The organism is Nocardia sp. NBC_00511, from assembly GCF_045161165.1.
Taxonomy (GTDB): Bacteria; Actinomycetota; Actinomycetes; order Mycobacteriales; family Mycobacteriaceae; genus Nocardia.
The window spans coordinates 8,232,626-8,254,685 of sequence record NZ_CP107849.1 but is presented as its reverse complement, the minus strand read 5'-3'; the positions used below and the strand labels follow the sequence as shown (position 1 = coordinate 8,254,685).

General features: G+C 67.8%; 25 protein-coding genes. 6 read left to right on the top strand and 19 right to left on the bottom strand.

Annotated elements, in window-relative coordinates; translation table 11 throughout:
• Window positions 1-21: 21 nt before the first annotated feature.
• Window positions 22-810 carry an SDR family NAD(P)-dependent oxidoreductase gene (locus OG300_RS38220; protein WP_405489653.1) on the top strand — a complete coding sequence of 263 codons (789 nt, stop codon included), beginning with the start codon at window positions 22-24 and terminating at the stop codon, window positions 808-810.
• Window positions 811-900: 90 nt separating this feature from the next.
• On the opposite strand, the gene OG300_RS38215 is transcribed toward OG300_RS38220, so the two are convergent.
• Together OG300_RS38215 and OG300_RS38210 are read right to left on the bottom strand one after the other, a co-directional pair.
• The gene (locus OG300_RS38215) at window positions 901-1,221 is read right to left on the bottom strand and encodes a GroES family chaperonin (RefSeq protein WP_405489651.1); all 321 of its coding nucleotides are present in this window, start codon (window positions 1,219-1,221) and stop codon (window positions 901-903) included.
• Between the two features lie 30 nt (window positions 1,222-1,251).
• On the bottom strand, window positions 1,252-1,854 hold the full coding sequence (locus OG300_RS38210; RefSeq protein WP_405489649.1) for a TetR family transcriptional regulator: 603 nt from the start codon (window positions 1,852-1,854) through the stop codon (window positions 1,252-1,254).
• A 142-nt stretch (window positions 1,855-1,996) separates the two neighbouring features.
• On the opposite strand from OG300_RS38210, the gene OG300_RS38205 reads away from it, so the two are divergent.
• The 3 genes from OG300_RS38205 (at window position 1,997) to OG300_RS38195 (ending at window position 5,296) form a co-directional block, all read left to right on the top strand.
• Window positions 1,997-3,457 (top strand): MFS transporter, encoded by a 1,461-nt coding sequence (locus OG300_RS38205; RefSeq protein ID WP_405489647.1) that lies wholly within the window; start codon window positions 1,997-1,999, stop codon window positions 3,455-3,457.
• 182 nt (window positions 3,458-3,639) lie between these two features.
• On the top strand, window positions 3,640-4,959 hold the full coding sequence (locus OG300_RS38200) for an FAD-binding oxidoreductase (RefSeq protein ID WP_405498830.1): 1,320 nt from the start codon (window positions 3,640-3,642) through the stop codon (window positions 4,957-4,959).
• A 46-nt stretch (window positions 4,960-5,005) separates the two neighbouring features.
• A complete protein-coding gene (locus OG300_RS38195) occupies window positions 5,006-5,296 on the top strand; it encodes a GNAT family N-acetyltransferase (RefSeq protein WP_405489645.1) in 291 nt (96 codons plus the stop codon).
• A 31-nt stretch (window positions 5,297-5,327) separates the two neighbouring features.
• On the opposite strand, the gene OG300_RS38190 is transcribed toward OG300_RS38195, so the two are convergent.
• The 5 genes from OG300_RS38190 to OG300_RS38170 all read right to left on the bottom strand — a co-directional run bounded on the left by OG300_RS38190 (window position 5,328) and on the right by OG300_RS38170 (window position 9,728).
• Window positions 5,328-5,648 (bottom strand): hypothetical protein, encoded by a 321-nt coding sequence (locus tag OG300_RS38190; RefSeq protein WP_405489643.1) that lies wholly within the window; start codon window positions 5,646-5,648, stop codon window positions 5,328-5,330.
• Between the two features lie 287 nt (window positions 5,649-5,935).
• Window positions 5,936-7,093 carry an acyl-CoA dehydrogenase family protein gene (locus tag OG300_RS38185; RefSeq protein ID WP_405489641.1) on the bottom strand — a complete coding sequence of 386 codons (1,158 nt, stop codon included), beginning with the start codon at window positions 7,091-7,093 and terminating at the stop codon, window positions 5,936-5,938.
• A gap of 170 nt (window positions 7,094-7,263) precedes the next feature.
• Window positions 7,264-7,953, bottom strand: a complete 690-nt coding sequence (locus OG300_RS38180) for a TetR family transcriptional regulator (RefSeq protein WP_405489639.1) — start codon at window positions 7,951-7,953, stop codon at window positions 7,264-7,266.
• Between the two features lie 55 nt (window positions 7,954-8,008).
• Window positions 8,009-8,512 (bottom strand): 5-(carboxyamino)imidazole ribonucleotide mutase, encoded by a 504-nt coding sequence (purE, locus tag OG300_RS38175; protein WP_405489637.1) that lies wholly within the window; start codon window positions 8,510-8,512, stop codon window positions 8,009-8,011.
• Complete coding sequence (locus OG300_RS38170) at window positions 8,505-9,728, bottom strand: 5-(carboxyamino)imidazole ribonucleotide synthase (protein ID WP_405489635.1); 1,224 nt, start codon at window positions 9,726-9,728, stop codon at window positions 8,505-8,507. Before OG300_RS38170 ends, purE begins: the two co-directional genes overlap by 8 nt.
• Window positions 9,729-9,827: 99 nt before the next feature.
• On the opposite strand from OG300_RS38170, the gene OG300_RS38165 reads away from it, so the two are divergent.
• Entirely contained in the window at window positions 9,828-10,376 is a 549-nt protein-coding gene (locus tag OG300_RS38165) for a GtrA family protein (protein WP_405489633.1), read from the top strand.
• A gap of 6 nt (window positions 10,377-10,382) precedes the next feature.
• Here OG300_RS38165 and OG300_RS38160 read toward each other — a convergent pair whose 3' ends face one another.
• From OG300_RS38160 to OG300_RS38135, 6 genes are all read right to left on the bottom strand, one after another.
• A complete protein-coding gene (locus tag OG300_RS38160) occupies window positions 10,383-11,642 on the bottom strand; it encodes a sensor histidine kinase (RefSeq protein WP_405489631.1) in 1,260 nt (419 codons plus the stop codon).
• 11 nt (window positions 11,643-11,653) lie between these two features.
• Window positions 11,654-12,346 (bottom strand): response regulator transcription factor, encoded by a 693-nt coding sequence (locus tag OG300_RS38155; protein WP_405489629.1) that lies wholly within the window; start codon window positions 12,344-12,346, stop codon window positions 11,654-11,656.
• Between the two features lie 37 nt (window positions 12,347-12,383).
• The gene (locus tag OG300_RS38150) at window positions 12,384-12,746 is read right to left on the bottom strand and encodes a hypothetical protein (protein WP_405489627.1); all 363 of its coding nucleotides are present in this window, start codon (window positions 12,744-12,746) and stop codon (window positions 12,384-12,386) included.
• Window positions 12,747-12,872: 126 nt separating this feature from the next.
• On the bottom strand, window positions 12,873-14,186 hold the full coding sequence (locus tag OG300_RS38145) for a sensor histidine kinase (RefSeq protein WP_405489626.1): 1,314 nt from the start codon (window positions 14,184-14,186) through the stop codon (window positions 12,873-12,875).
• Window positions 14,187-14,269: 83 nt separating this feature from the next.
• Window positions 14,270-14,947, bottom strand: a complete 678-nt coding sequence (locus OG300_RS38140) for a response regulator transcription factor (protein WP_033085103.1) — start codon at window positions 14,945-14,947, stop codon at window positions 14,270-14,272.
• Window positions 14,948-14,956: 9 nt separating this feature from the next.
• The gene (locus OG300_RS38135; protein WP_405489623.1) at window positions 14,957-15,502 is read right to left on the bottom strand and encodes a PH domain-containing protein; all 546 of its coding nucleotides are present in this window, start codon (window positions 15,500-15,502) and stop codon (window positions 14,957-14,959) included.
• A 200-nt stretch (window positions 15,503-15,702) separates the two neighbouring features.
• Here OG300_RS38135 and OG300_RS38130 point away from each other — a divergent pair, with 200 nt between their 5' ends.
• Window positions 15,703-16,656: an acyl-ACP desaturase gene (locus tag OG300_RS38130; RefSeq protein WP_405489621.1), complete on the top strand. Its 954-nt coding sequence runs from the start codon at window positions 15,703-15,705 to the stop codon at window positions 16,654-16,656.
• Window positions 16,657-16,674: 18 nt separating this feature from the next.
• On the opposite strand, the gene OG300_RS38125 is transcribed toward OG300_RS38130, so the two are convergent.
• The 6 genes from OG300_RS38125 to OG300_RS38100 all read right to left on the bottom strand — a co-directional run bounded on the left by OG300_RS38125 (window position 16,675) and on the right by OG300_RS38100 (window position 21,899).
• Entirely contained in the window at window positions 16,675-17,466 is a 792-nt protein-coding gene (locus OG300_RS38125) for a biotin--[acetyl-CoA-carboxylase] ligase (protein WP_405489619.1), read from the bottom strand.
• A 184-nt stretch (window positions 17,467-17,650) separates the two neighbouring features.
• A complete protein-coding gene (locus OG300_RS38120; protein ID WP_405489617.1) occupies window positions 17,651-17,938 on the bottom strand; it encodes a hypothetical protein in 288 nt (95 codons plus the stop codon).
• Between the two features lie 170 nt (window positions 17,939-18,108).
• Window positions 18,109-18,456 carry a hypothetical protein gene (locus OG300_RS38115; RefSeq protein WP_405489615.1) on the bottom strand — a complete coding sequence of 116 codons (348 nt, stop codon included), beginning with the start codon at window positions 18,454-18,456 and terminating at the stop codon, window positions 18,109-18,111.
• Complete coding sequence (locus OG300_RS38110; RefSeq protein ID WP_405489613.1) at window positions 18,456-18,893, bottom strand: DUF1707 domain-containing protein; 438 nt, start codon at window positions 18,891-18,893, stop codon at window positions 18,456-18,458. Before OG300_RS38110 ends, OG300_RS38115 begins: the two co-directional genes overlap by 1 nt.
• 172 nt (window positions 18,894-19,065) lie before the next feature.
• Window positions 19,066-20,862 carry a biotin carboxylase N-terminal domain-containing protein gene (locus OG300_RS38105; RefSeq protein ID WP_405489611.1) on the bottom strand — a complete coding sequence of 599 codons (1,797 nt, stop codon included), beginning with the start codon at window positions 20,860-20,862 and terminating at the stop codon, window positions 19,066-19,068.
• A gap of 137 nt (window positions 20,863-20,999) precedes the next feature.
• On the bottom strand, window positions 21,000-21,899 hold the full coding sequence (locus OG300_RS38100; protein ID WP_405498829.1) for a sulfurtransferase: 900 nt from the start codon (window positions 21,897-21,899) through the stop codon (window positions 21,000-21,002).
• Window positions 21,900-22,060 lie beyond the last annotated feature (161 nt).

The following is a 22,060-nucleotide window of genomic DNA, read 5'->3' as shown; positions in this document are numbered from 1 at the left end:
AAGTTCAAGAAAGGCTCCATCATGGATCTCGGACTCAACGGCAAGACCGCCCTCGTCACCGGCGCCAGCCGGGGCATCGGGCTCGCCGTCAGCGAAGCCCTCGCCGCGGAGGGCGTCCGCGTCTTCGGTGTCGCGCGCACCATCACGCCGGAACTCGAAAAGGTCGCGGCGGGAACCGTTTCCGCCGACCTGAGCACCACCGAGGGTGCGAACGCGGCGGTCGAGGCGGCACTGTCCGAGCTCGGCGGCATCGACATCCTGGTCAACAACGCCGGCGGCGGCGATGCCGACAAGCTGGTGCTGGGCGGGTTCCTGGACGCGCCGGAGGCGCAGTGGCGGACGCTGTTCGACCTCAACCTGTTCGGGGTCATCACCGCCACCCGGGCGGCGCTGCCGAGCATCATCGAGCGACGCGGCGCGATCATCACGGTGTCGTCGATCAACTCGCGGATTCCGGCGGGCGGGCCGTCCGGCTACAGCGAGGCCAAGGCGGCGCTCACCGCGTTCGGCAAGCGGCTCAGCGAGGAATTCGGACCGCAGGGGGTGCGGGTGAACACGGTGTCGCCGGGGCCGGTCGGCACCGATATCTGGCGGGGGCCCAAGAGCCTCGGCGCGGCGCTCGCCGCGGCGAACGGCATTACGCAGGAACAGTTCCTGGCCGCTATCCCGTCGCAGTTCAACATGGCCTCCGGGCGCATCGCCGAGCCCGGCGAGGTGGCGGCGCTGGTGACGTTCCTGGCCTCGGAACTGGCCGCGAGCATTATCGGAGCCGATCTCGTGATCGACGGCGGGACACTGAAGCAGGTCTGAGCCGACACGTCTCAGCGCTCCGGCAGTCCAACGGCCCGCGTCCTCGAAAAGGATGCGGGCCGTTGACTTTCCGGTACTACCGGGGATGCCTCAGAGGTACAGCCCGGTGCCGTGTTCGGGACGCTCGTTGGCGATGGCGTGCAGATCCCGTTCGCGCAGTACGTAATACGCCTGCGCGTGGATCTCCACCTCGAACTGGTCGTCGGCGCTGAAGAGGACCTGATCGCCGACGGAGACGGCGCGCACGTGCGAACCGACGCCGCAGACCTCGCCCCAGGACAGGCGCTTGGCGACCTGCGCGGTCGCCGGAATCAGAATCCCGCCGCTGCTGCGCCGCTCACCCGCCTCCGGACTGAGCTTGACCATGACGCGGTCGTGCAGCATCTGGATTTCCAGCTTGGGATCGGACACCGCGGCAGTGTACTGCGCGGACCGGGGTGATCACGCCTCGGTGCCGGAACCCGGCTCGGCGGCCACGATGCGGCGAATGGCGTCCTTGGTCCAGGCGCGCTGCACCTCCGGATCCAGGTCGGGTCCGAGCGTGAACTGCGTGACCTGCGGGACCGCGAGCGGGTAGTTGATCATGCCCATCAGCAGCATGAGCACCTGACCCGACGGCATGTCGCCGCGCATCAGGCCCTTGCCCTGGGCGATCTCGACCTTGTCGCGCTTCTCCTGGTAACGGCCGCAACGCATTTCGCTCGCCGAGGCGTTCTCGGGGCCGAGTTCGAGGGCCTCCCACATCAGCAGGCGCAGCAGTTCCGGATGCTCGCGGTGGTAGTCGATGTGCTGGTCGATCCATTCGTCGAGGTCCTCGATATCGGTGGTGACCGAGGCCGCGACCTGGAGCATGGTCTTGTCGAGGACCTGCCGGAACAGCTGCTCCTTGTCGCCGAAGTAGGCGTAGATGAGCTGCTTGTTGGCCTTGGCGTTGCGCGCGATGCGGTCCACCCGCGCCCCGGCGATCCCGTAGCGGGCGAATTCGTCGGTCGCCGCGTCGAAGATGCGCGCCTTGGTCGCCTCGGGATCCCTGGTACCGGCCATGCTCCGAGTCTAACCAACTATCCGGTTGACAACGCGGCGAGGCGGGTGGAATATCTTCAACCAACCGGTTAGTTACAAGTGTTCGAGTCTCCGGCGCAACGGCGCGCCCGCTCCCCCACCGCTCCCACGTTCGGAGAACGACGTGACAATCCTCGAAAACCGGGCCACCGCAGGCGTATCCACCGCGGTCGCGCCCGAATTCGCGGCCCGCTGGCGGGCCCTGCCCGTCATCCTCAGCGCCATGTTCATGGCCATGTTCGACTGGTTCGTCGTCAACGTCGCCGCCTCCTCCCTGCAACACGACCTGCACGCCGGGGAAGCCGCACTGGAACTGATCGTCGGCGGCTACGGATTCGCCTACGCCTCCGGGCTCATCACCGGCGGACGCCTCGGCGACCTGCACGGACACCGGCGACTGTTCGTCATCGGCATGCTCGCCTTCACCGCCGCGTCCCTGCTGTGCGGGCTCGCGCCCAACGCCTGGGCACTGGTCGCCTTCCGCGTCCTACAGGGCGGCACCGCGGCGCTGATGGTGCCGCAGATGCTGGCGCTCATCAACACCCTGTTCCCGCCGCACGAACGGCCCCGGGCCATGGCCGCCTTCGGCGCGACCATCGGCATCGGCGCGGTCTCCGGGCAGGTGCTCGGCGGCGTGCTGCTCGACGCCGACCTGTTCGGGTGGGGCTGGCGGACCATCTTCTACATCAACGTGCCCATCGGACTGGTGGCGGCGGCGCTGGCCGCCCGCTGGCTGCCCCGGCACGAGATCACCCACCGGCCGAAGCTGGATCCCGTTGGCGCGCTCGGCATCTCGGCGGCACTGGCGCTACTGCTGGTACCGATCACCCTGGGCCGCCCCGAAGGCTGGCCGCTGTGGACCTGGGTCAGCATGGTCGCCGCGTTCCCGGTACTGCTGCTCACCCTGCGCTACGAGGCGCGGCTGGCCGCGCGCGGTGGGCAACCCGTGCTCGACACCGAGATGGTGCGCGAACGCGGATTCAGTCTCGGACTGGTCATCGCGGGTGGGTACCTGAGCTTCTTCGCCGGGTTCATGCTGTGCCTGACGCTCATGCTGCAGAACGGATTACACCTCTCGCCGCTGCACGCGGGGCTGGCGTTCGCACCGCTGGGCATCTGCTTCGCGGCCAGCTCGTTCTTCCTCGCACCCCGGGTCGCGGCGCGGGTCGGCAGCCGGGCGGTCATGGTGATCGGCACCCTGACCAGCATGACCGGGCTGGCCATCACCCTGGCCGTGCTGTTCGGCATGGGATCGAATGTCACTGCGCTGGAACTGATCCCGGGCATGATGATCGTGGGCGCCGGCAACGGGCTCACCATTCCGTCGGTCGTCGGCGCGGTGCTGTCCTCGGGCATCCCGGCACACCGGGCGGGCATGGCGGCGGGCGTGCTGACCACCTCGCAGCAGTTCGGAAACGCCATCGGCGCAACGGTTCTCGGTGTGGTGTTCTTCACCGCGCTGGGCACGCATCTCAGCACCGGCGGCTACGTGTCCGCGATGGAGATGGCGGCGCTGGGCGGTGCGGCGGTGCTGGTGGTCGTGCTGGCCGCGGCGCTCGCTCTGCCGCGGGCCGCGGCACGCTGAAGCCGGACCGGGTGAAACCCGTCGGGGCGCGGCATCTTCGGATGCCGCGCCCCCTTCGGCTATCGGTGGGGTGCAGACCTGCGAAGGTTCGGGACAGTGGGCGCGCGAGGACGTAGCTTTTGGGTGTGGACCCGAACAATTCGATCGATATCGACACGCTGCGCGGCCTGCTGCCCGACGGCATGGTGGTGACCGATCCCGACGTGCTCGCCGGGTACCGGCAGGACCGGGCGGTGGATCCGGACGCCGGGACCGCGCTCGCGCTGGTGCGGCCGGTCACCACCGCGCAGGTCTCGACGGCGGTGCGGTGGGCGCACCGGCATCGGGTGCCGATCGTGCCGCGCGGGGCCGGGACCGGGCTCTCCGGCGGGGCCACCGCGCAGGACGGGGCGCTGATGCTGAGCACCGAGAAGATGCGGGAGATCAGCGTCGACACCGTCACGCGGACCGCGGTCGTGCAGCCCGGACTGTTGAACGCCGAGGTCAAACGGGCTGTGGCACAACAGGGGCTGTGGTATCCGCCGGATCCGTCGTCCTTCGAGATCTGCTCGATCGGCGGGAACGCGGCCACCAACGCGGGCGGGCTGTGCTGCGTGAAGTACGGCGTCACCACCGACTACGTGCTCGGCATGGAGGTGGTGCTCGCCGACGGGACGGCGGTGCGGCTCGGCGGGCCGCGCCTCAAGGACTCCGCGGGGTTGTCGCTCACCAAACTGTTCGTCGGCAGCGAGGGGACGCTCGGCATCATCACCGAACTCACGCTGCGACTACTACCGGCGCAGCCACCGCAGTCCACGGTGGTCGCCACGTTCCCCACCATCACCGCGGCCACCGACGCCATCCTGGCCATCACCGGCCGATTGCGGCCCTCCATGCTGGAATTCATGGACGCGGTGGCCATCGGCGCGGTCGAGGACGAACTGCGCATGGGGCTGGACCGCGATGCCGCCGGACTGCTGGTGGCGCGGTCGGACGCACCCGGCGAACACGCGGGGCTCGAAGCCGACATCATGCTGGAGGCCTGCGAAAAGGCCGGGGCCACCGAGGCTTTCCGCACCGACGATCCCGACGAGGGCGAAGCCTTCTGCGCGGCACGGCGATTCGCCATTCCGGCGGTGGAACGCAAGGGGCCGCTGCTGCTCGAGGATGTCGGCGTCCCACTACCGCGCCTCGGCGACCTGATCACCGGCATCGCCGAGATCGCCGCGCACCGGCAGGTGCTGATCTCGGTCATCGCACACGCCGGGGACGGCAACACGCATCCGCTGATCGTGCACGACCCGAACGACGCGGCCGAATCGGAGCGGGCGCATCTCGCTTTCGGCGAGATCATGGAGCTCGCCATCGGGCTCGGCGGCACCATCACCGGCGAGCACGGGGTCGGACGGCTCAAGAAGGCGTGGCTGCCCGATCAGCTCGGGCCCGACGTGATGGCGCTCACCCGCAGCATCAAGGACGCCCTGGATCCGCACGGCATTCTCAATCCCGGCGCCGTCCTCTGACCAACCGACCGGAACAATCCACCTCGCAAGGGAGTTCATCACCGTCATGAGCACGAAGCTGGAACACAACGCCGACGCGACCCGCTACGAGATCTACCTCGACGGCACCCTCGCGGGCTACGCCGACTACGCCGAGCGGGTCGAGGGCGAGCGCACCGTCCGCGACATCCAGCACACCCTCACCTTCCCCGAGTTCCGCGGCCGCGGCGTGGCCGCCCAGGTCGTCGAGTTCGCGCTGAACGACGCGCGCACCGAAGGCTTCTCGATCGTCCCCACCTGCTGGTACGTCGAGAAGTACATCACCGAGCACCCCGAATACGCCGACCTGGTGGCGTAAGTCCCCCGGCAGCGCCCGATGACGCCGGAAGTCAGTTCACATGGTGAATCGTGCGCTGCCACACCCGGAAATGCCGGTCGGCGCTGCCACCCATGGCCTCGCTGACCTTCGCATTGTCGAACCCGGGCAGGGCCTGCAGCTTGGTCAGGAACGCGGTGTCGGCGGCCGAGTACGGCACCACGCATCCCTTACCGGTGGACCCGATCAGCACGAAGAACACATCCCCCGCGAACGGCCCATCGGCCGCCGTAATGATCCGCACCTCTGCGAGTTCGGTCCACGCGACCTCTTCCACCCGTCCATTGGCCAAGGTACGCCGGACGTAGGTGTCGTTGATTTCGACTCCGGCCATGGCTCCATAGTGCCCCCGGCATCCTCGCCCCAACACCCCCGAAACCGGTGGTTTCCCTGAGGAAACGGACACGAGAAACCCCGGCGAACCGCCCCGCCGCACATCACCGGCGAACCGACCCTCGGGGCAATTCTTCAGCAACTCAAACGATTTGACCGCGTACTATCGTGCGCCGCGATAGTCGGTGCGCGTCGGCGCACAGCGGGCATCGGAACCGGAGGAAAACGACGGAGGCGGTACCGAATCGAATTCGGTACCGCCTCCGGGCAATTCGGGGAGGGCGCGGGTCAGCGCAGCAGCTGGCGCGACATGACGACGCGCTGGATCTGGTTGGTGCCCTCGTAGATCTGGGTGATCTTGGCGTCGCGCATCATGCGCTCGACCGGGAAGTCGGTGGTGTAGCCGGCGCCGCCGAAGAGCTGGACGGCGTTGGTGGTGACCTCCATGGCGACGTCCGAGGCGAAGCACTTGGCGGCGGCGGAGATGAAGCCGAGGTTCTTCTCGCCGCGCTCGGCGCGGGCGGCGGAGGTGTAGACCATGAGGCGGGCGGCCTCGATCTTCATCGCCATGTCCGCGATCATGAACTCGGTGTTCTGGAAGGACGCGATGGTCTTGCCGAACTGCTTGCGGTCCTTGGTGTAGGCGATCGTCGCGTCCAGAGCGCCCTGCGCGATGCCGACAGCCTGCGCGCCGATGGTCGGGCGGGTGTGGTCCAGGGTCTGCAGCGCGGTCTTGAAACCGGTGCCGGGCGCGCCCACGATGCGGTCGCCGGGGACGCGGCAGTTCTCGAAGTACAGCTCGGCGGTGGGCGAACCCTTGATGCCCAGCTTGTGCTCCAGCGGGCCCACCACGAAGCCCTCGTCGTCCTTGTGGACCAGGAACGAGGAGATGCCGTTGGCGCCCTTGTCGGCGTCGGTGACGGCCATGACGGTGTACCAATCGGACTTGCCGCCGTTGGTGATCCAGCACTTGGAGCCGTTGATGATCCAGTCGTCGCCGTCGGCCTTGGCGCGGGTGCGCATGGACGCGGCATCGGAACCGGCCTCACGCTCCGACAGCGCGTAGGAGGCCATCTTGCCCGCGACGATATCGGCGAGCACCTTCGTCTTGAGCTCCTCGGAACCATTGAGGATCAGGCCCATGGTGCCCAGCTTGTTGACGGCCGGGATCAGCGAGGAGGAACCGCAGACGCGGGCGACCTCTTCGATCACGATGCAGGTGGCGACCGAGTCCGCGCCCTGGCCGCCGTAGGCCTCCGGCACGTGCACGGCGTTGAAGCCGGCGGCGTTGAGGGCGGTCAGCGCCTCCTCGGGGAAGCGGGCGTTGCCGTCCACCTCCTTGGCGTAGGGGGCGATCTCCTTCTCGGACAGACCGCGGATGGCCGCACGCAGTTCGTGGTGGAAGTCCTCGAGCTGGAACAGAGTGAAGTCGGGGTTGCCCGCCATGGGGTTGTCTCCTGGTCGTCGGGGGGATCGCCGCTGGTTTCCCAGCATCGCCAACTCTGCGGCACTCAGTGCCAATCACCGTCAAGTATACGCCGGGATATCGCGGTCACGTGCAGATACTTACCCGGTAATGCGTGGCACGCAGTGTCATTTACGCCACTGCGGACATCTCACAGCGTATCCAGGCGACGAGCAAGCAGGTCCGCGACCTGCCGAGGAGAGAGATCACGCGGGAAAACCGCCACCACCATCTGATCCGAACCCGGGGCGGTGCCGGCACCCCCGCGCGGAATCGCCGCCAGCGCGGCCCGCAGATCCCCCGCGCCCGCCTCCGACTCACCCCGCACCATGCGGCGCAGCAGATAGTTGTGCGTCGCGGTCACCGCCGCGGTGAACTGCACCAGCGTCAGATCCGAGGTGCCGCGCAACCGGCGGCGCAGGTAATCGGTGAACAGCCGCTCGTAGCGGAACACCGTGACGATCTCGCGCTCCCGCAGCGTCGGCACCTGCCGCACCACGCCGTAGCGGCGCGCCGCGATCTCCCGCCACTGGGTGAACCGCTCGAACACCTCGGCCACCGCCTCGCACACGGCATCCCACGGATCACCCTGTGCCGCATCCAGATACGCGCGGGCCTGGATCAACTGCGACTCGTGATCGGCGAACACCACATCTTCCTTCGACCGGAACTGCCGGAAGAAGGTGCGCCGCGAAATCCCCGCCGCCTCCGCGATCTCGTCCACCGTCGTCGCCTCGTACCCCTTCTCGGCGAACAACCGCAACGCCTGATCCACCACGGTCAGACGGCGTTCGGTGGAATCCGCGTCGGCGCGGACACGGGCGGGCTGATCGGAAGGCATCCGCCAAATTTAGCGATCCGGCACGGCCCGCCCGCACCGCATCGCCGCGAACCTCTCAGCCCAGCAGCTTGTTGCGCAGCGCCTCGTCCTTCTGCAGGACCATCTGCTCGAGGCCGGACTGGAACTGCTCCATGCGGGTGCGCAGCACCGGATCGGCGGTGGCCAGGATGCGGACCGCGAGCAGACCCGCGTTGCGCGCGCCACCGATGGAGACGGTCGCCACCGGGACACCGGCGGGCATCTGCACGATCGACAGCAGCGAATCCATGCCGTCGAGGTACTTCAGGGGAACCGGGACGCCGATCACCGGCAGCGGCGTGGCCGAGGCGACCATGCCGGGCAGGTGGGCGGCACCGCCCGCACCCGCGATGATGACCTTGATGCCGCGGTCGGCGGCCTGGGTCGCGTAGTCGAGCATGCGCTGCGGGGTGCGGTGCGCCGACACCACTCCGACCTCGAAGCGGACGCCGAATTCGGCGAGCGCCTCGGCGGCCGCCTCCATGGTCGGCCAGTCCGAGTCGGAGCCCATGATCAGGCCTACCTGCGCGGTGTCAGTCATGGTGGTGGTCCCATCCGTCGGTCCAGATGGCGTGCGACATCCAGTGGGCCGCACGCTCGGCTTTCTCCCGGGTCTCGACGACGTCGTCGCCGAGGATGTTGATGTGGCCGATCTTGCGGTCCGGGCGCTCGCCCTTGCCGTACAGGTGCACCTTCGCCTCTGGGATGCGGGCCGAAAGATGGTGCAGCCGTTCGTCCATCGACATCTCCGGGGCCGCCGCGGCACCCAGGATGTTGGCCATCACCGTGACCGGGGCCAGCGGTTTCGTGCTGCCCAGCGGGTAGTCCAGGACGGCACGCAGATGCTGCTCGAACTGGCCGGTGCAGGCCCCGTCCATGCCCCAGTGCCCGGAATTGTGCGGCCGCATCGCGAGCTCGTTGACCAGCAGCTCGCCGGAGTGGGTCTCGAAGAGCTCCACCGCCATCGCACCGGTCACGCCGAGTTCGGCGGCCAGCCGCAGGGCGAGGGCCTCGGCCTCGGTGGCCTTGGCCTCCGCCAGCTCCTGGGCGGGGGCGATCACCACGGCGCACTGCCCGTTGCGCTGCACGGTCTCCACCACCGGCCAAGCGGCGGCCTGACCGAACGGCGAGCGCGCCACCATGGCCGACAGCTCCCGCTTCAGGTTCACCTTGGCCTCGGCCAGCAGCGAAACACCATGCGCCAGTTGATCTTCGACAATCGTGGTGGCCTCGGCCGCGTCGGCGGGCATCCAGACGCCGCGGCCGTCGTAGCCACCGCGCACCGCCTTCAACACGAACGGCCAGCCGTTCGCGTCGGCGAACCCGAGGGCATCGGTGACCGAATTCACCTCGGCGAACGCCGGAATCGGGACACCCAGCTCGGCCAGCTTGTGGCGCATGCGCAGCTTGTCCTGCGCGAAGATCAGCGCCGACGGCGGCGGCTGCACATTGACGCCCTCGGCGATCAACGCCTCCAGGTGCTCGGTCGGCACGCCCTCGTGATCGAAGGTGAGGGCATAAGAGCCGACGGCGGCCTTGCGCAGCGCGGCCAGATCGTCGTGACTGCCCAGCACCACGTCCGGCGTCACCTGCGCGGCCGGATCGTCGGGACGCTCGGCGAGGACACGCAACCGCTGCCCCAGCGCGATGGCCGCCTGATGGGTCATGCGCGCGAGCTGACCGCCGCCGATCATGGTGACGGTGGGCATCGCGGAGGAATCGAAACTACGGGCGCTCACGCTGCACCATGTTGTCATGACACCGACCGGGGGTATCGCTGTGGGTCACCCGACAGGTATCTGCCCATGGAAGTACCGGGGGGACGCGCGCTCGGCGAGCGACGTAGACTCGGCTGCGTGTCTTTTGTCGACAAAGTGGTCAACCGCTTGCCCAAGCCGGCGCGGGACCTCGCCGACCGCCATTACGAACTGCTGAAGTTCGCGATTGTCGGGGCGACCACCTTCGTCATCGACCTCGGCATCTTCTACGCTCTCAAGTGGACGATCATGGACACCAAGCCCACGGTGGCCCGGATCATGTCCGGCATCGTCGCGGTCATCGTGTCCTACATCCTCAATCGGGAATGGACCTTCGACAAGCGCGGCGGCCGCGAGAAGCACCACGAGGCGCTGCTGTTCTTCATCGTCAGTGGTGTCGGTGTGGCACTGGCCGCACTGCCGCTGTACGTATCGAGCTATATGTTCGATCTGCGCCAGCCGAATGTCAGCTTCACCGTCGAGAACATCGCAGACTTCGTGAGCGCGTTCATCATCGGCAATCTGCTGCAGATGGCATTCCGCTTCTACGCCATGAAGCGCTGGGTCTTCCCCGACGCGATGCAGGAATTGCAGAGCGAATTCGCGGATCTCGTCACCGAGAACGAAGAGCAGCTCGGCCACAGCTGAGCCGCACTACTCGCGTACCGCCAGCCTGACCGTCAGTCGCACCCCGCCCAGTGGGCCGTCGTCGAACTCCGCCGCACCACCGTGCAGGCGCGCCTGCTGCGCCACCAGCGCCAATCCCAGACCACTGCCCGGGGTCGTGCTCGCGCGGTAGAAGCGTTCGAAAACCTTGGCGCGCTCGGCCTCCGGAATGCCGGTGCCATTGTCGTCCACCGTCAGTGTGACCACATCGTCCACCCGATGCGCGGCGATCTCGACGCGGGTCGCACCACCGTGCCGGACCGCGTTGGTGACCGCGTTGTCGAGCACCGACCGCAGCCCGGCGGCCAAACCCCGCAGCACCACCTGCCCGACACCGTCCGCACTGACCGTGACCCCCGGATGCGCGCGGGTGGCGTCGTCGGCGACCTGATCGGCCAGCTCACCCAGATCGACCTGCTCCCAATCGGACTCGGTGGTGAGATCACCGACGGCCAAGCGTTCCAGCGCCGACAGCGTCGCCTCCAGCGAATCCTGGGTGCCCAGCACCTCATCGAGGATCTCGCCGCGCTGCTCCTCCGACAGCGGCATGGTCCGCAGCACCTGGAGGTCGGTGCGCATCGAGGTCAGCGGAGTCCGCAGCTCGTGTGCCGCGGTCGCCGCGAAATCCCTTGCCGTGACCAGGGCTTCACCGGTGTGCCGTCGCTCGGTGGCGATCCGGCCGAGCATCGAGTTCATGGCGTCGGCGAGCTCCGTCGTCTCGCTGGCGACCGGGCTGCGCGCGGTGTCCAGCGCGAGCCCCTCCCCCAATCCCGAGGTCGCCGCGGTCAATCGCCGTAGCGGCACCACCGCGCGGTGTGCGAAATACCAGCCCAGCAACCCGGCCAGCGCGATCCCGGCCAGGCCGACGAGCACGATCCGAACCCGCTGCTGCGCAGCCGAATCCGAGGCCACCGCGGTCGGCACGGTCAACGCCACCGAACTGCCGTCCAGCGCGACCGTCCGCGAATACTCCGCATCGGGACCGGTCACTCCGGCCCGCGTGATGACCACGCCCTCGTGCGGGTCTCCGGGCAGCACCTGAGATGGCAAGGGCTGCACGGTTTGTGCCGCCGCGGCGCTCCCCGACGGCAAGGGCTGGGCCGGGTTGATCGCGATGGCACTCACCACCCTGCCGACCTGGTTCGCCGCGTCGTTCGGCGCGAACACGAACAGCACCACCGACATCGCGGCCACCACCACCGCGGCGGTCGCGGCACTGGCCAGCGCCACCCGCGCCCGCAGCGACACCGGCCGCCGCCTCACGGTTCGAGCCGCAGCACGAAGCCGACGCCGCGGACGGTGTGGATGAGGCGGGGCGAACCCGCGTCCTCGATCTTGCGGCGCAGATAGGAGACGAACACGTCGACCACCTTGGTTCGGGTTTCGAAGTCGTAGCCCCAGACCTTTTCCAGCAGTTGAGCGCGGGAGAAGACCTGGCCGGGGGCGGCGGCGAGGGCGGCCAGCAGATCGAATTCGCGTTTGGTGAGGTCGAGGGGAATGTCGTCGACGCTGGCGCGGCGGGCACCGGGCGCGACGGTGAGCGGGCCGACCAGGATGCGGTCGTCGGCCGCGTGGGTGGGCGCGGGGGCGCGGCGCAACATGGCCCGCAGCCGGGCCACCAGTTCGCCGAGGTCGAACGGTTTGGTGAGGTAGTCGTCCGCGCCCGCCTCGAGGGCGTCGATGCGATCGGTGACCTCGGAGCGGGCGCTCAGCACGCAGATCGGGATGTCGTTGCCCAGCGAGCGCAGGGCCGTCACCACCTGGACGCCGTCCAGGTTCGGCATATTGAGGTCCAGCACCACGGCCTCCGGCGCGCCCGTCCCGATATGCCGCAGCGCGGCGGCTCCGTCCGTCGCGGTCTCGACCTCGAAACCGGACATCCGCAGCCCCCGCGCCACCGACGTCAGCACCCTGACGTCGTCGTCCACAACCAGAATCCGGGGACCTGTCACAGGATCAGACGATACTGACGTGAACTGAGGACACTTCTCAGCGAACCGGCGACACCGTGATGGTGTCGGACGGCGAACCCGGTCCACCCTGAATCACGGTGACCCCGTCGGGCAGCGGCATGCCCGGCTGCAGCGGCGTCGCCGGAATCGCCTGCTGCCACTCGCCCGGCCGCCCCGGCTGCGCGGGCGCCACGCTCACGGTGCCGTCGGGATTGCGGAACACCGTGATGTCCGGGCCCTGCTGCGCCGGAGCGCTCGAGCCCGCGCTACCGGAATTCGCCACGGACGCAAGCGAATCCGGGGTGGCGGCATTCGCGGCCGCCGGAACGGCCAGCGCCGCGACGGCGGCGGCCCCCAGCAGACCCACGGTGACGGTACGGCGGACGGTGAACTTGGGCATGATGTCTCCTGTTCTCTCGCCGACGATTCGTTCGTCGGTTCTTCCTGACGAACTCGACGGTATGAACCGACTTCTCAGCGTTCGCCAGGCAATGGTTAGAGAACGGATAGAACCGCGAGCAACCGCTCAGCGCGGTTCGGCGCCGACCGCGATCGGCCGCGACGCCACCCCGGAGGAACCCAGGAACACCGCGAACAACGCCGGACGGCGACGCTGCAATTCGAGGCGGCCACCGTCGGCCTCGATCAACGCCCGCGCCAGCGCCAGCCCGACACCGGTGGAACCGGCCGCGGAGAAACCACGGTCGAAGATGTGCGGCGCCAACTCGTCTCGCACCCCGTCACCCTCGTCGGCGACCTCCACCACCACCAGCGGATCACTGTCGTCCATCCGGCCCGCCACCGTGCGCACCGACACCGTGCAGGTGCCGTCGCCGTGCATGAGGGCATTGTCGACCAGCACCGCCAGCGCCTCGCGCAACCGCGAACCGGTGATCGGCGCCTTCAGCGTCGGATCGCCGAGCAGCACCAGTTTGCGGCCCGCCTCCGCGAACGGATGCCGCCATTCGGCCACCACACTGCGCAATTCGGCGACCACGGGCACCGGATCGCGTTCGGCCGCACCCTCGTCGCGGGAGGCGCGCACCAGTTCGTCGATGGCGTCGGTGAGCCGATCCACCTGTGCCATGGCCTCTTCCGCCTCGTGCACCACCGCGGGATCGTCGTTCACCGACAGCTCGTCGAGGCGCAGGCGCACCGCGGTCAATCGGCTGCGCAGCTGATGCGACACATCGGCGACCAAGGAATGCTCACGCTGTAGCCGGCCCGCGATCTCGACGGTCGCCGAATCCAGCACGTCCGACACCCGATCCAGCTCGGTGATGCCGTGCCGCCGCGGATCCGCGCGGAAGTCGCCCATCGCCAACCGGGCCGCGCGTGCCGCCACGTCCCGCAGCGGATCGGCCACCCGCCGCGCCGTCACCACCGCCACCGCGATGCCCGCGCCGAGCGAGATCAGCACCAGGCCGACCACCGCGCCCAGCGCTTGGCGCTGCATGGAATGCATTGGGCCCGAAGGCACCTCGATGCGCAGCGAACCGGACGCACCCATCGAATAGGACTCCACCAGCGGGTCGTGCACGATCTTCTCGCCGATGTCGATATTGCGGGCATTGTCCTGCGGCGTGGGATAGACGATGGTCAGCTTGCCGTTCGCGGGGATCAGCAATTGCACCGACCGGATGTTCAGCTCGCCCGGCACCAGACCGTCATCGGTCTCCTGCCGCATCACCTCCTCGGAGATGCTGTGCAGCCGATTGCGCAGTTCGTTGCGGGTGATGTCCTCCACCCACTGCCAGGCCGTGAACGCCAGCGGCACACCGAGAACGAGCGTCGTCAGGGTCAGTGCGGCCACCATGGACAGCAGGATCCTGCGTCTCATCGTCGATATGCCTCGCTTCGCCGGGCTTGCGGATGGGTTTCGCGCGCGGAACAGCACAACAATTAACGATCGAGCCGGGGCGGCTAGTCGGTGTTGAAGCGGAAGCCTACGCCGCGCACCGTGACAATGCGGCGTTCGGCCACCGGTCCCTCGTCGCCGATCTTGCGACGCAACCACGACATGTGCATATCCAGGGTCTTGGACCCGCGCAGATCGGCGTCACCCCACACCTCACGCAGGATGGTCTCGCGCGAGACCACCTGCCCGGCACGGTCGATGAGCACCTTGAGCAGTTCGTACTCCTTGTTCGCGAGATTCACCTCGACACCGTTCACCAGCACCCGGCGCGCCGCCGGTTCCAGCCGGATACCGCCCACCTCGACGGCCTCGTCCCCGATTCCGCTGCGCCGCAACAGCGCCCGCACCCGGGCCAGCAGTTCGGCCAGCCGGAACGGTTTACCCACATAGTCGTCGGCGCCCGCGTCCAGGCCCACCACGAAATCCACCTCGTCGGTGCGCGCGGTGAGCATCAGCACCGCCAGTTCGGCGCCGCGCGCCCGCACCTGACGGCACACCTCCAGCCCGTCCATGCCGGGTAGGCCGAGGTCCAGGATCAGCAGGTCGTGACCGCCTTCCAGGGCTCGCTCGAGCACGGCGGGACCGTAACTCTCGACGGTCACCGAATAGCCCTCACGCCCCAGCGCGCGCGACAGCGGGGCGGCGATGGCCTCGTCGTCTTCGGCCAGCAGTACTGCGGTCACGAGATCAGACTACGGGTAGCCACCGGCAGATCCGTAGAAGCCGCCACCGTTCGGATTGTTCTGCACCACATCGAAGACCTGGTGATAGAGCATCGCGTGCACCTTCTGCACATGCGGAATGTCGTCGTACTCCAGCGGATCCTCCGACGACGACCCGATGACCAGCGTCCCGGTGCCCAGCATCCGGTCGAAAAGACCATGGCGGAACTGCACATTCGAGATCCGGTTCATCGGAATGTCGATGCCCGAGTGAGTGAGCACGCCGTGCCGGATCAGCACCCGGCGATCGGTGATGATGAAATGCGTCGACTTCCACCGGATCAGCGGAGCGAGACTGCGCCACACCACGATCACCAGCCACAGCGCGAGAATGCCGAGCAGCAGACCGGTCTGAACGTTGCCGTCGGTATTGTGCATCGCCACACCCGCACCGAATCCGGCCAAAGCGGTGATCAGGATGAAAACCACAGCGGGCCAGAACAACATCTTCCAATGCGGATGACGATGCAGCAGCAGCACCTCTTCGGGCGCCAATGCCTCCTCCGGATAACCCATGCCGAAACCCTAGCGCGGGTAGATGCCGGAATGCCTCACGCGCACCTACCGTCCGGGGCACAATCTATCGGTTGCCGGTACCATCGGCCGGACGCGTTCCGCCCTTCTTCTCATCTGAACCCCGAGCATGACCCTTTCCGGCGTTGCCGGAGTGTGCGTTCGAGCAGGCTCTTCCCCGGTGTGCATAACAGGAGGCGTGTGTGACCCGAGAGTTGACGCAGTACCAGATACTTCGAGAACTCGAACCCGTGGCGGAGGCGAATCTCAACCGCCACCTGTCCATGGCCAAGGAATGGCACCCCCACGACTACGTGCCGTGGGACCAGGGCCGCAATTTCGCCGCCATGGGCGGCGAGGACTGGGACCCCTCCCAGTCCAAGCTCACCGAGGTCGCGAAGATCGCGATGATCACCAACCTGCTCACCGAGGACAACCTGCCGTCCTACCACCGTGAGATCGCCGAGAACTTCTCCCAGGACGGCGCCTGGGGCACCTGGGTCGGCCGCTGGACCGCCGAGGAGAACCGCCACGGCATCGTGATGCGCGACTACCTCGTGGTCACCCGCGGCGTGGACCCCGTCGCCCTCGAGCAGGCGCGAATGATCCACATGACCAATGGTGTTCAGTCCCCGGAGAACTGGGGCGGCTTCCTGGAGAACGTCGCATACGTGACCTTCCAGGAACTCGCGACCCGCGTCTCGCACCGCAACACCGGCCGCGTGTGCGACGACCCGATCGCCGACCGCATGCTGCAGCGCATCGCCGCCGACGAGAACCTGCACATGATCTTCTACCGCACCCTCTGCGGCGCCGGACTGGACCTGGTCCCCGATCAGGCGATGGCGGCGATCACCAAGGTGCTCACCCACTTCGTGATGCCCGGCCACGGCATGCCCAACTTCCGCCGCAACGGCGTGATGATGGCCAAGCACGGCATCTACGACCTGCGCCAGCACCTCGAAGAGGTGGTCAACCCGGTGCTCAAGAACTGGAACGTCTTCGAGCGCAACGACTTCGGACCGCAGGGCGAAGCCGACCGCGAACGCCTCGCCGCCTACGTCGACAAGCTCAGCGAGGACGTCCTCAAGTTCGAGGAGCAGCGCGACAAGCTGCTGGCCCGCGAGGCCGCGCGCGGCGTCCTGCAGACCGTGTAGCAGATCCCTTGCCGCGCTTCAGTACTCGGCGCGCAGGTGCGTGACATCACCCGCGGACACCGCTCGATCACCGATCAGCAGACGGCCGTATTCGTCTATGCCGGTAGCCATTCCGGTCATGACGTCACCGCCGGGCAACTCCGCACGCACCTGCGCGCCGATGGTGGCGCACCGATCCCGGTAGGCGGCGGCGAGGGCCGAGATATCCCAGCCCGCCGCCTCCCACGTCGCGAACCGATCCGCGAACTCGCGCAGCACCGCCCGCACCAGCCCGGTGCGATCGACCTCCCCGGCCCCCGCCAGCGACAACGAAGTCGCGTGCGGCACCGGCAATTCCGCCTCGGTGAGGCTCACATTCACCCCGATACCGACCACCACGGCCGGATCGTCGCCCACCGCGGCCACCTCGGCCAGAATGCCCGCCAGCTTGCGGCCGTCCACCAGCACGTCGTTGGGCCACTTCAGCACCGCCTTCACGCCGGTGTCCGCGCGCACCGCGTCCACCACCGCGATACCGGTCAGCAGCGGCAGCCAGCCCAGCACCGCCGGATCGATGCCGCGCACCCGCACCAGCACCGACATGGCCAGCTGGGCACGCGGCGGGCTCACCCACTGCCGATCGTGACGGCCGCGACCGCGCTCCTGCGTCTCCGCGATCAGCACGATGCGATCGGCGGTCGAATCAGCGGCCCGCGCAACCAGATCCGCATTGGTCGAACCGGTCGACTCCACCACCTCGACGGCGGTGAAGAAGCCCGACTCCGCGGCGCTCCGGCTCAACACTTCGGTATCCAGCGGCAACCTCTCCATGCCCCGCACGCTACTCCCCCGGCTGCCCGGTGGACCGGTACGCCGCCGACACCCGCCGGGGGCGGCACGGCGTGGGACCCGCCCTCTCGAGACACGAATGGGGCGGGTCCGGTTGGACCCGCCCCATGGTGCCGTCGCGCCGACCCCGCGTCCGTCGCGCCGATCGTGAACTACCAACTCGCGGCTAGCGCCCGCTGTGCGAGGGCTCCAGCATTCGAGCCAGGGTCTCGAACATGCCGCTGAGCGACTGCTCGGAGACCTCCGAACAGTCCGGTGCGCCCGGCATATCGCAGGCCTCGTCGCCGGTGCGAATGGTGCCGCCGTCGGTGCCGACCGGCTCACCGGGCTCGCTCGCGGCGGCCTCGGCGCGGTAGTCCGGATCGGTGATGGTCGGTTCGGGTTCCGTCTGCCGCCATGCGGTGAACGACGCCGATATCGCCCGATCTGTCTGGTGTTTACTCCAGCTCCACATAACCGCCTCCCCTGGTCGTCGGTTTCGGATGCGATTCAAGAGTCGCTCACGACCGGGGGCGGGCACGAACCATTTTTCGCGCCCGGGACGGCATAACAGCAGGTGGGGAAGAGGAAATTTGATCGAATATCGTTGTCCGGACCGGAGAACGGCCGGGCCGGAAAGCCGATTCAGGACGCGTCGACGGGTTGCAGACCCAGAGCTCCGGCGGTGAAACGACGCACCGACTCCAGTCCGTCCGCGAGCGCGGCCTCGTAACCCGAACGGGCCCAACCGGTCACGAGGGCAGTGCCGTCACCGGTCGGCTGCACGCCGATCTCGGCGATCAGTTCCGCGGTGGTGGGGATGCAGACCGCCCACGAGAAGTGGGTCTCGTCGGCCCATTCCGCGTTCCGGCGCGCCACATAGTCCGGATCGGTGATACCGCCGTCGGCCAGCGCGGGCCGGTCGTCGATGCGCTCGTCGGCCCGCAAAGCGCGCAGATACCAACTGCCGGCATTGATTTCAATGGGTTCCATCAGTCCTCCGACCCCCGATCCAGCCGCCGCTGCCGCCGCGAATCCCGACGCGAGTCGCGACGGTCGCGACCACGCATTCCGTCCCGGCCGCCGAACAGCACCGCGCCCACCAGTGGGATCAACAGGAACACCCACCACTGGTGAGTCACGAAGAACAGGATCACCGCGATGATCGGCACCACCGGCATGATCCGCTCGGGCAGCCGCGAAACCGCGAAACCGCTCGGCTTGGGCGCAACGGGCTTGTCCGCCACCGGTTCCGGCAGATCGGTGAACACCTGCTCGACATCGCCGCGGGTCATCGCCGCGGCCACGATCCCACTGCGCTCGTCGAATTCGGCCACGCTCAAGCGCCCGGCCGCGAAATGATCCGACAGCCGCTTCATCGCGTCCTCACGCTCCGCGGTACCGATGCGGATCTCCGGGGGTTCAGCCATGTCATGACATTAGCGCGACCGGACCGCCACCGCGTCGGCCGAGAGGCGTACTCGGAGCCAACACTCAGCGCGTACGCGAAAGGGCCGCCCACCAGGAGGTGGACGGCCCTTCGTGAAACCTGTTGCAGGACCTTCAGATCCGACAGAAACTACTTGATCTCTGCCAGCACAGTCACTTGATCTCTGCCAGCACAGTGCCCTGGGTGATGGCCGCACCGGCCTCCACCGACAGCCCGGTGATCACACCGGCCTTGTGCGCGGTGACCGGGTTCTCCATCTTCATGGCCTCGAGCACCACGACCAGGTCGCCCGCCTCGACGGTCTGCCCCTCTTCGACAGCGACCTTCACGACGGTGCCCTGCATGGGCGCGGTCACGGCGTCACCGGAAGCACCGGCACCGGCCGCACCGCCACGCTTGCGCGGCTTGGGCTTCTTGCGGATCACGCCCGGCGCACTGGCCGCCGCAGCGCCCGCGCCGACCGAGAACTGGCCCGGCAGCGACACTTCCAGGCGACGACCGCCGACCTCGACCACGACCTTCTGGCGCGGAGCCTCGTCCTCGTCGTCGATCGGCTGGCCACCGGTGTACGGCTCGATGGTGTTGTCCCAGTCGTTCTCGATCCACTTGGTGTAGACGTCGAACTTGGTGCCGTCACCGATGAACGCGGGGTGCTCGACGATGGCGCGGTGGAACGGCAGAACCGTTGCCAGGCCCTCGATCTCGTACTCGGCCAGGGCGCGGGCGGCACGCTGCAGCGCCTGCTCACGGTTCTCGCCGGTGACGATCAGCTTGGCCAGCATCGAGTCGAACTGACCGCCGATGACACTGCCCTCGACCACACCGGAATCCACGCGCACACCGGGGCCCGTGGGCTCCTTGTAGACGACGACCGGACCGGGCGCGGGCAGGAAGCCACGACCGGCGTCCTCACCGTTGATACGGAACTCGAAGGAGTGACCACGCGGGGTCGGATCCTCCAGCACCGAGAGCTCGTGGCCCTCGGCGATGCGGAACTGCTGACGCACCAGGTCGATTCCCGCGGTCTCCTCGGTGACCGGGTGCTCGACCTGCAGGCGGGTGTTGACCTCCAGGAAGGACACCGTCTCGCCCTGCACCAGGTACTCCACGGTGCCGGCACCGTAGTAACCGGCTTCCTTGCAGATCCGCTTGGCGGAAGCGTGGATCTCGGCGCGCACCGCGTCCGACAGGAAGGGGGCCGGGGCCTCCTCGACCAGCTTCTGGAAACGACGCTGCAGCGAGCAGTCACGGGTACCGGCGACCACCACGTTGCCGTGCTTGTCGGCGATGACCTGCGCCTCGACGTGGCGCGCCTTGTCCAGGTACTGCTCCACGAAGCACTCGCCACGACCGAAGGCCGCGATGGCCTCACGGGTCGCGGACTCGAACAGCTCCGGGATCTCCTCGATGGTGTGCGCGACCTTCATGCCGCGACCGCCACCACCGAAGGCGGCCTTGATGGCCACCGGAACGCCGTACTCCTTGGCGAACGCGACGACCTCGTCGGCGTTCTTGACCGGGTCCTTGGTACCCGCGGCCATCGGCGCCTCGGCCCGCTGCGCGATGTGGCGCGCGGTCACCTTGTCACCCAGATCGCGAATCGACTGCGGCGAGGGACCGATCCAGATCAGACCCGCGTCGATCACCGCCTGCGCGAAATCGGCGTTCTCCGACAGGAACCCGTAACCGGGGTGGATCGCGTCCGCACCGGCCTTGGCGGCCGCGTCGAGGATCTTGTCGAACACCAGGTACGACTCGGCCGAAGTCTGGCCACCGAGCGCGAAGGCTTCATCGGCGAGCTTCACGAACGGCGCATCGGCGTCCGGTTCCGCGTACACCGCGACACTGGCGATACCGGCGTCCTTGGCGGCCCGGATCACGCGCACGGCGATCTCGCCTCGATTGGCTACGAGGACCTTTGTGATCTGCGCGTTGGCATGGTTGGGCACTGAGCCTCCTGTGCTCTGGATACTTTCGTCTGTCGGCAGTGTAGGCATCCTGCCAACAATCACCGAACGGGGCTAGGGCTACCGGGGAGTAGGTGAGACCATGCCCCGAAACCTGATATCTACCCGGCCGTCCGGTGTTACGACGCGGTCCCGCCCTGTGGGATCGCACCCGGCTGATCGCCGAACGCGATGGGCGCTCCGACCGAATTCGACCACTCGGTCCAGGAACCGTCGTAGTTGCGGACACCGTACACGCCCAACAGGTAGGTGAGCACGAACCAGGTCAGGGCCGAACGCTCGCCGATGCGCGAATACACCAGCGGCGCGAGCGCTTCGGTGACCGCGCCGTAGATGACATCGAGTTCGGCGCGCGGCCGGAAGCGGGTGTCCGCGCCGACCGACGAGGTCCAGGGGATGTTGATCGCGGTCGGGATGTGCCCGGCCCGCAGCGCCTGCTCCTCGGGACGATCGAGTACCACCAGTTCGCCGGTGTACTCCTCGAAGACGCGGGAGTCGACCAGGGCGCCGCCCAGGTGCGCGACCACGTCCTCGCGGAACGCGCGCGAGGACTTGTCGTCGCGGGTCACCACCGGGTATTCGCCGAGTCCGGCCGAGGGCACCTCGAAGGTGGTGTCACGAGCCTCGGAGATCCAGGCGTCCCGGCCACCGTCCAGCAGGCGCACGTCCTCATGTCCGAAGAGGGAGAACACCCACAGGGTGGCGGCCGCGGTGCCATTGGATTTGTCGCCGTAGATGACTACGGTGTCGTCGCGTTCGATGTTCTTGAGACGCATAAGGTTGGCGAAGGTGACACCGTCGATGACATCGCGGGTGCGGGGATCGATCAGCTCGGAACGCCAGTCGATCTTGATGGCACCCGGGACATGGCCGATGTCGTATAGCAATATGTCTTCGTTGGACTCGATGATCTTGAGCCCCGGCGCGCCGATGTTTGCTGACAGCCACTCTGTGGTTACTAGTCGGTGAGGATGTGCGTAGGAGCCGAACGATTGATGCGGATCCGGGGCGACGGGCACGTTGTGGTCCTTCACGCGTGGTGGGTTAGGTAATGGCGGTTCGAATCTCAACACCGATCGTAGGCATGCAATGGTTACGAAACTCGTTTCAGACGACGAATCGGGTGATTGGGCGAATTAAGCGCAGCTTCATCCGATAAAGTCTCCAGAGAGGAGGGGTG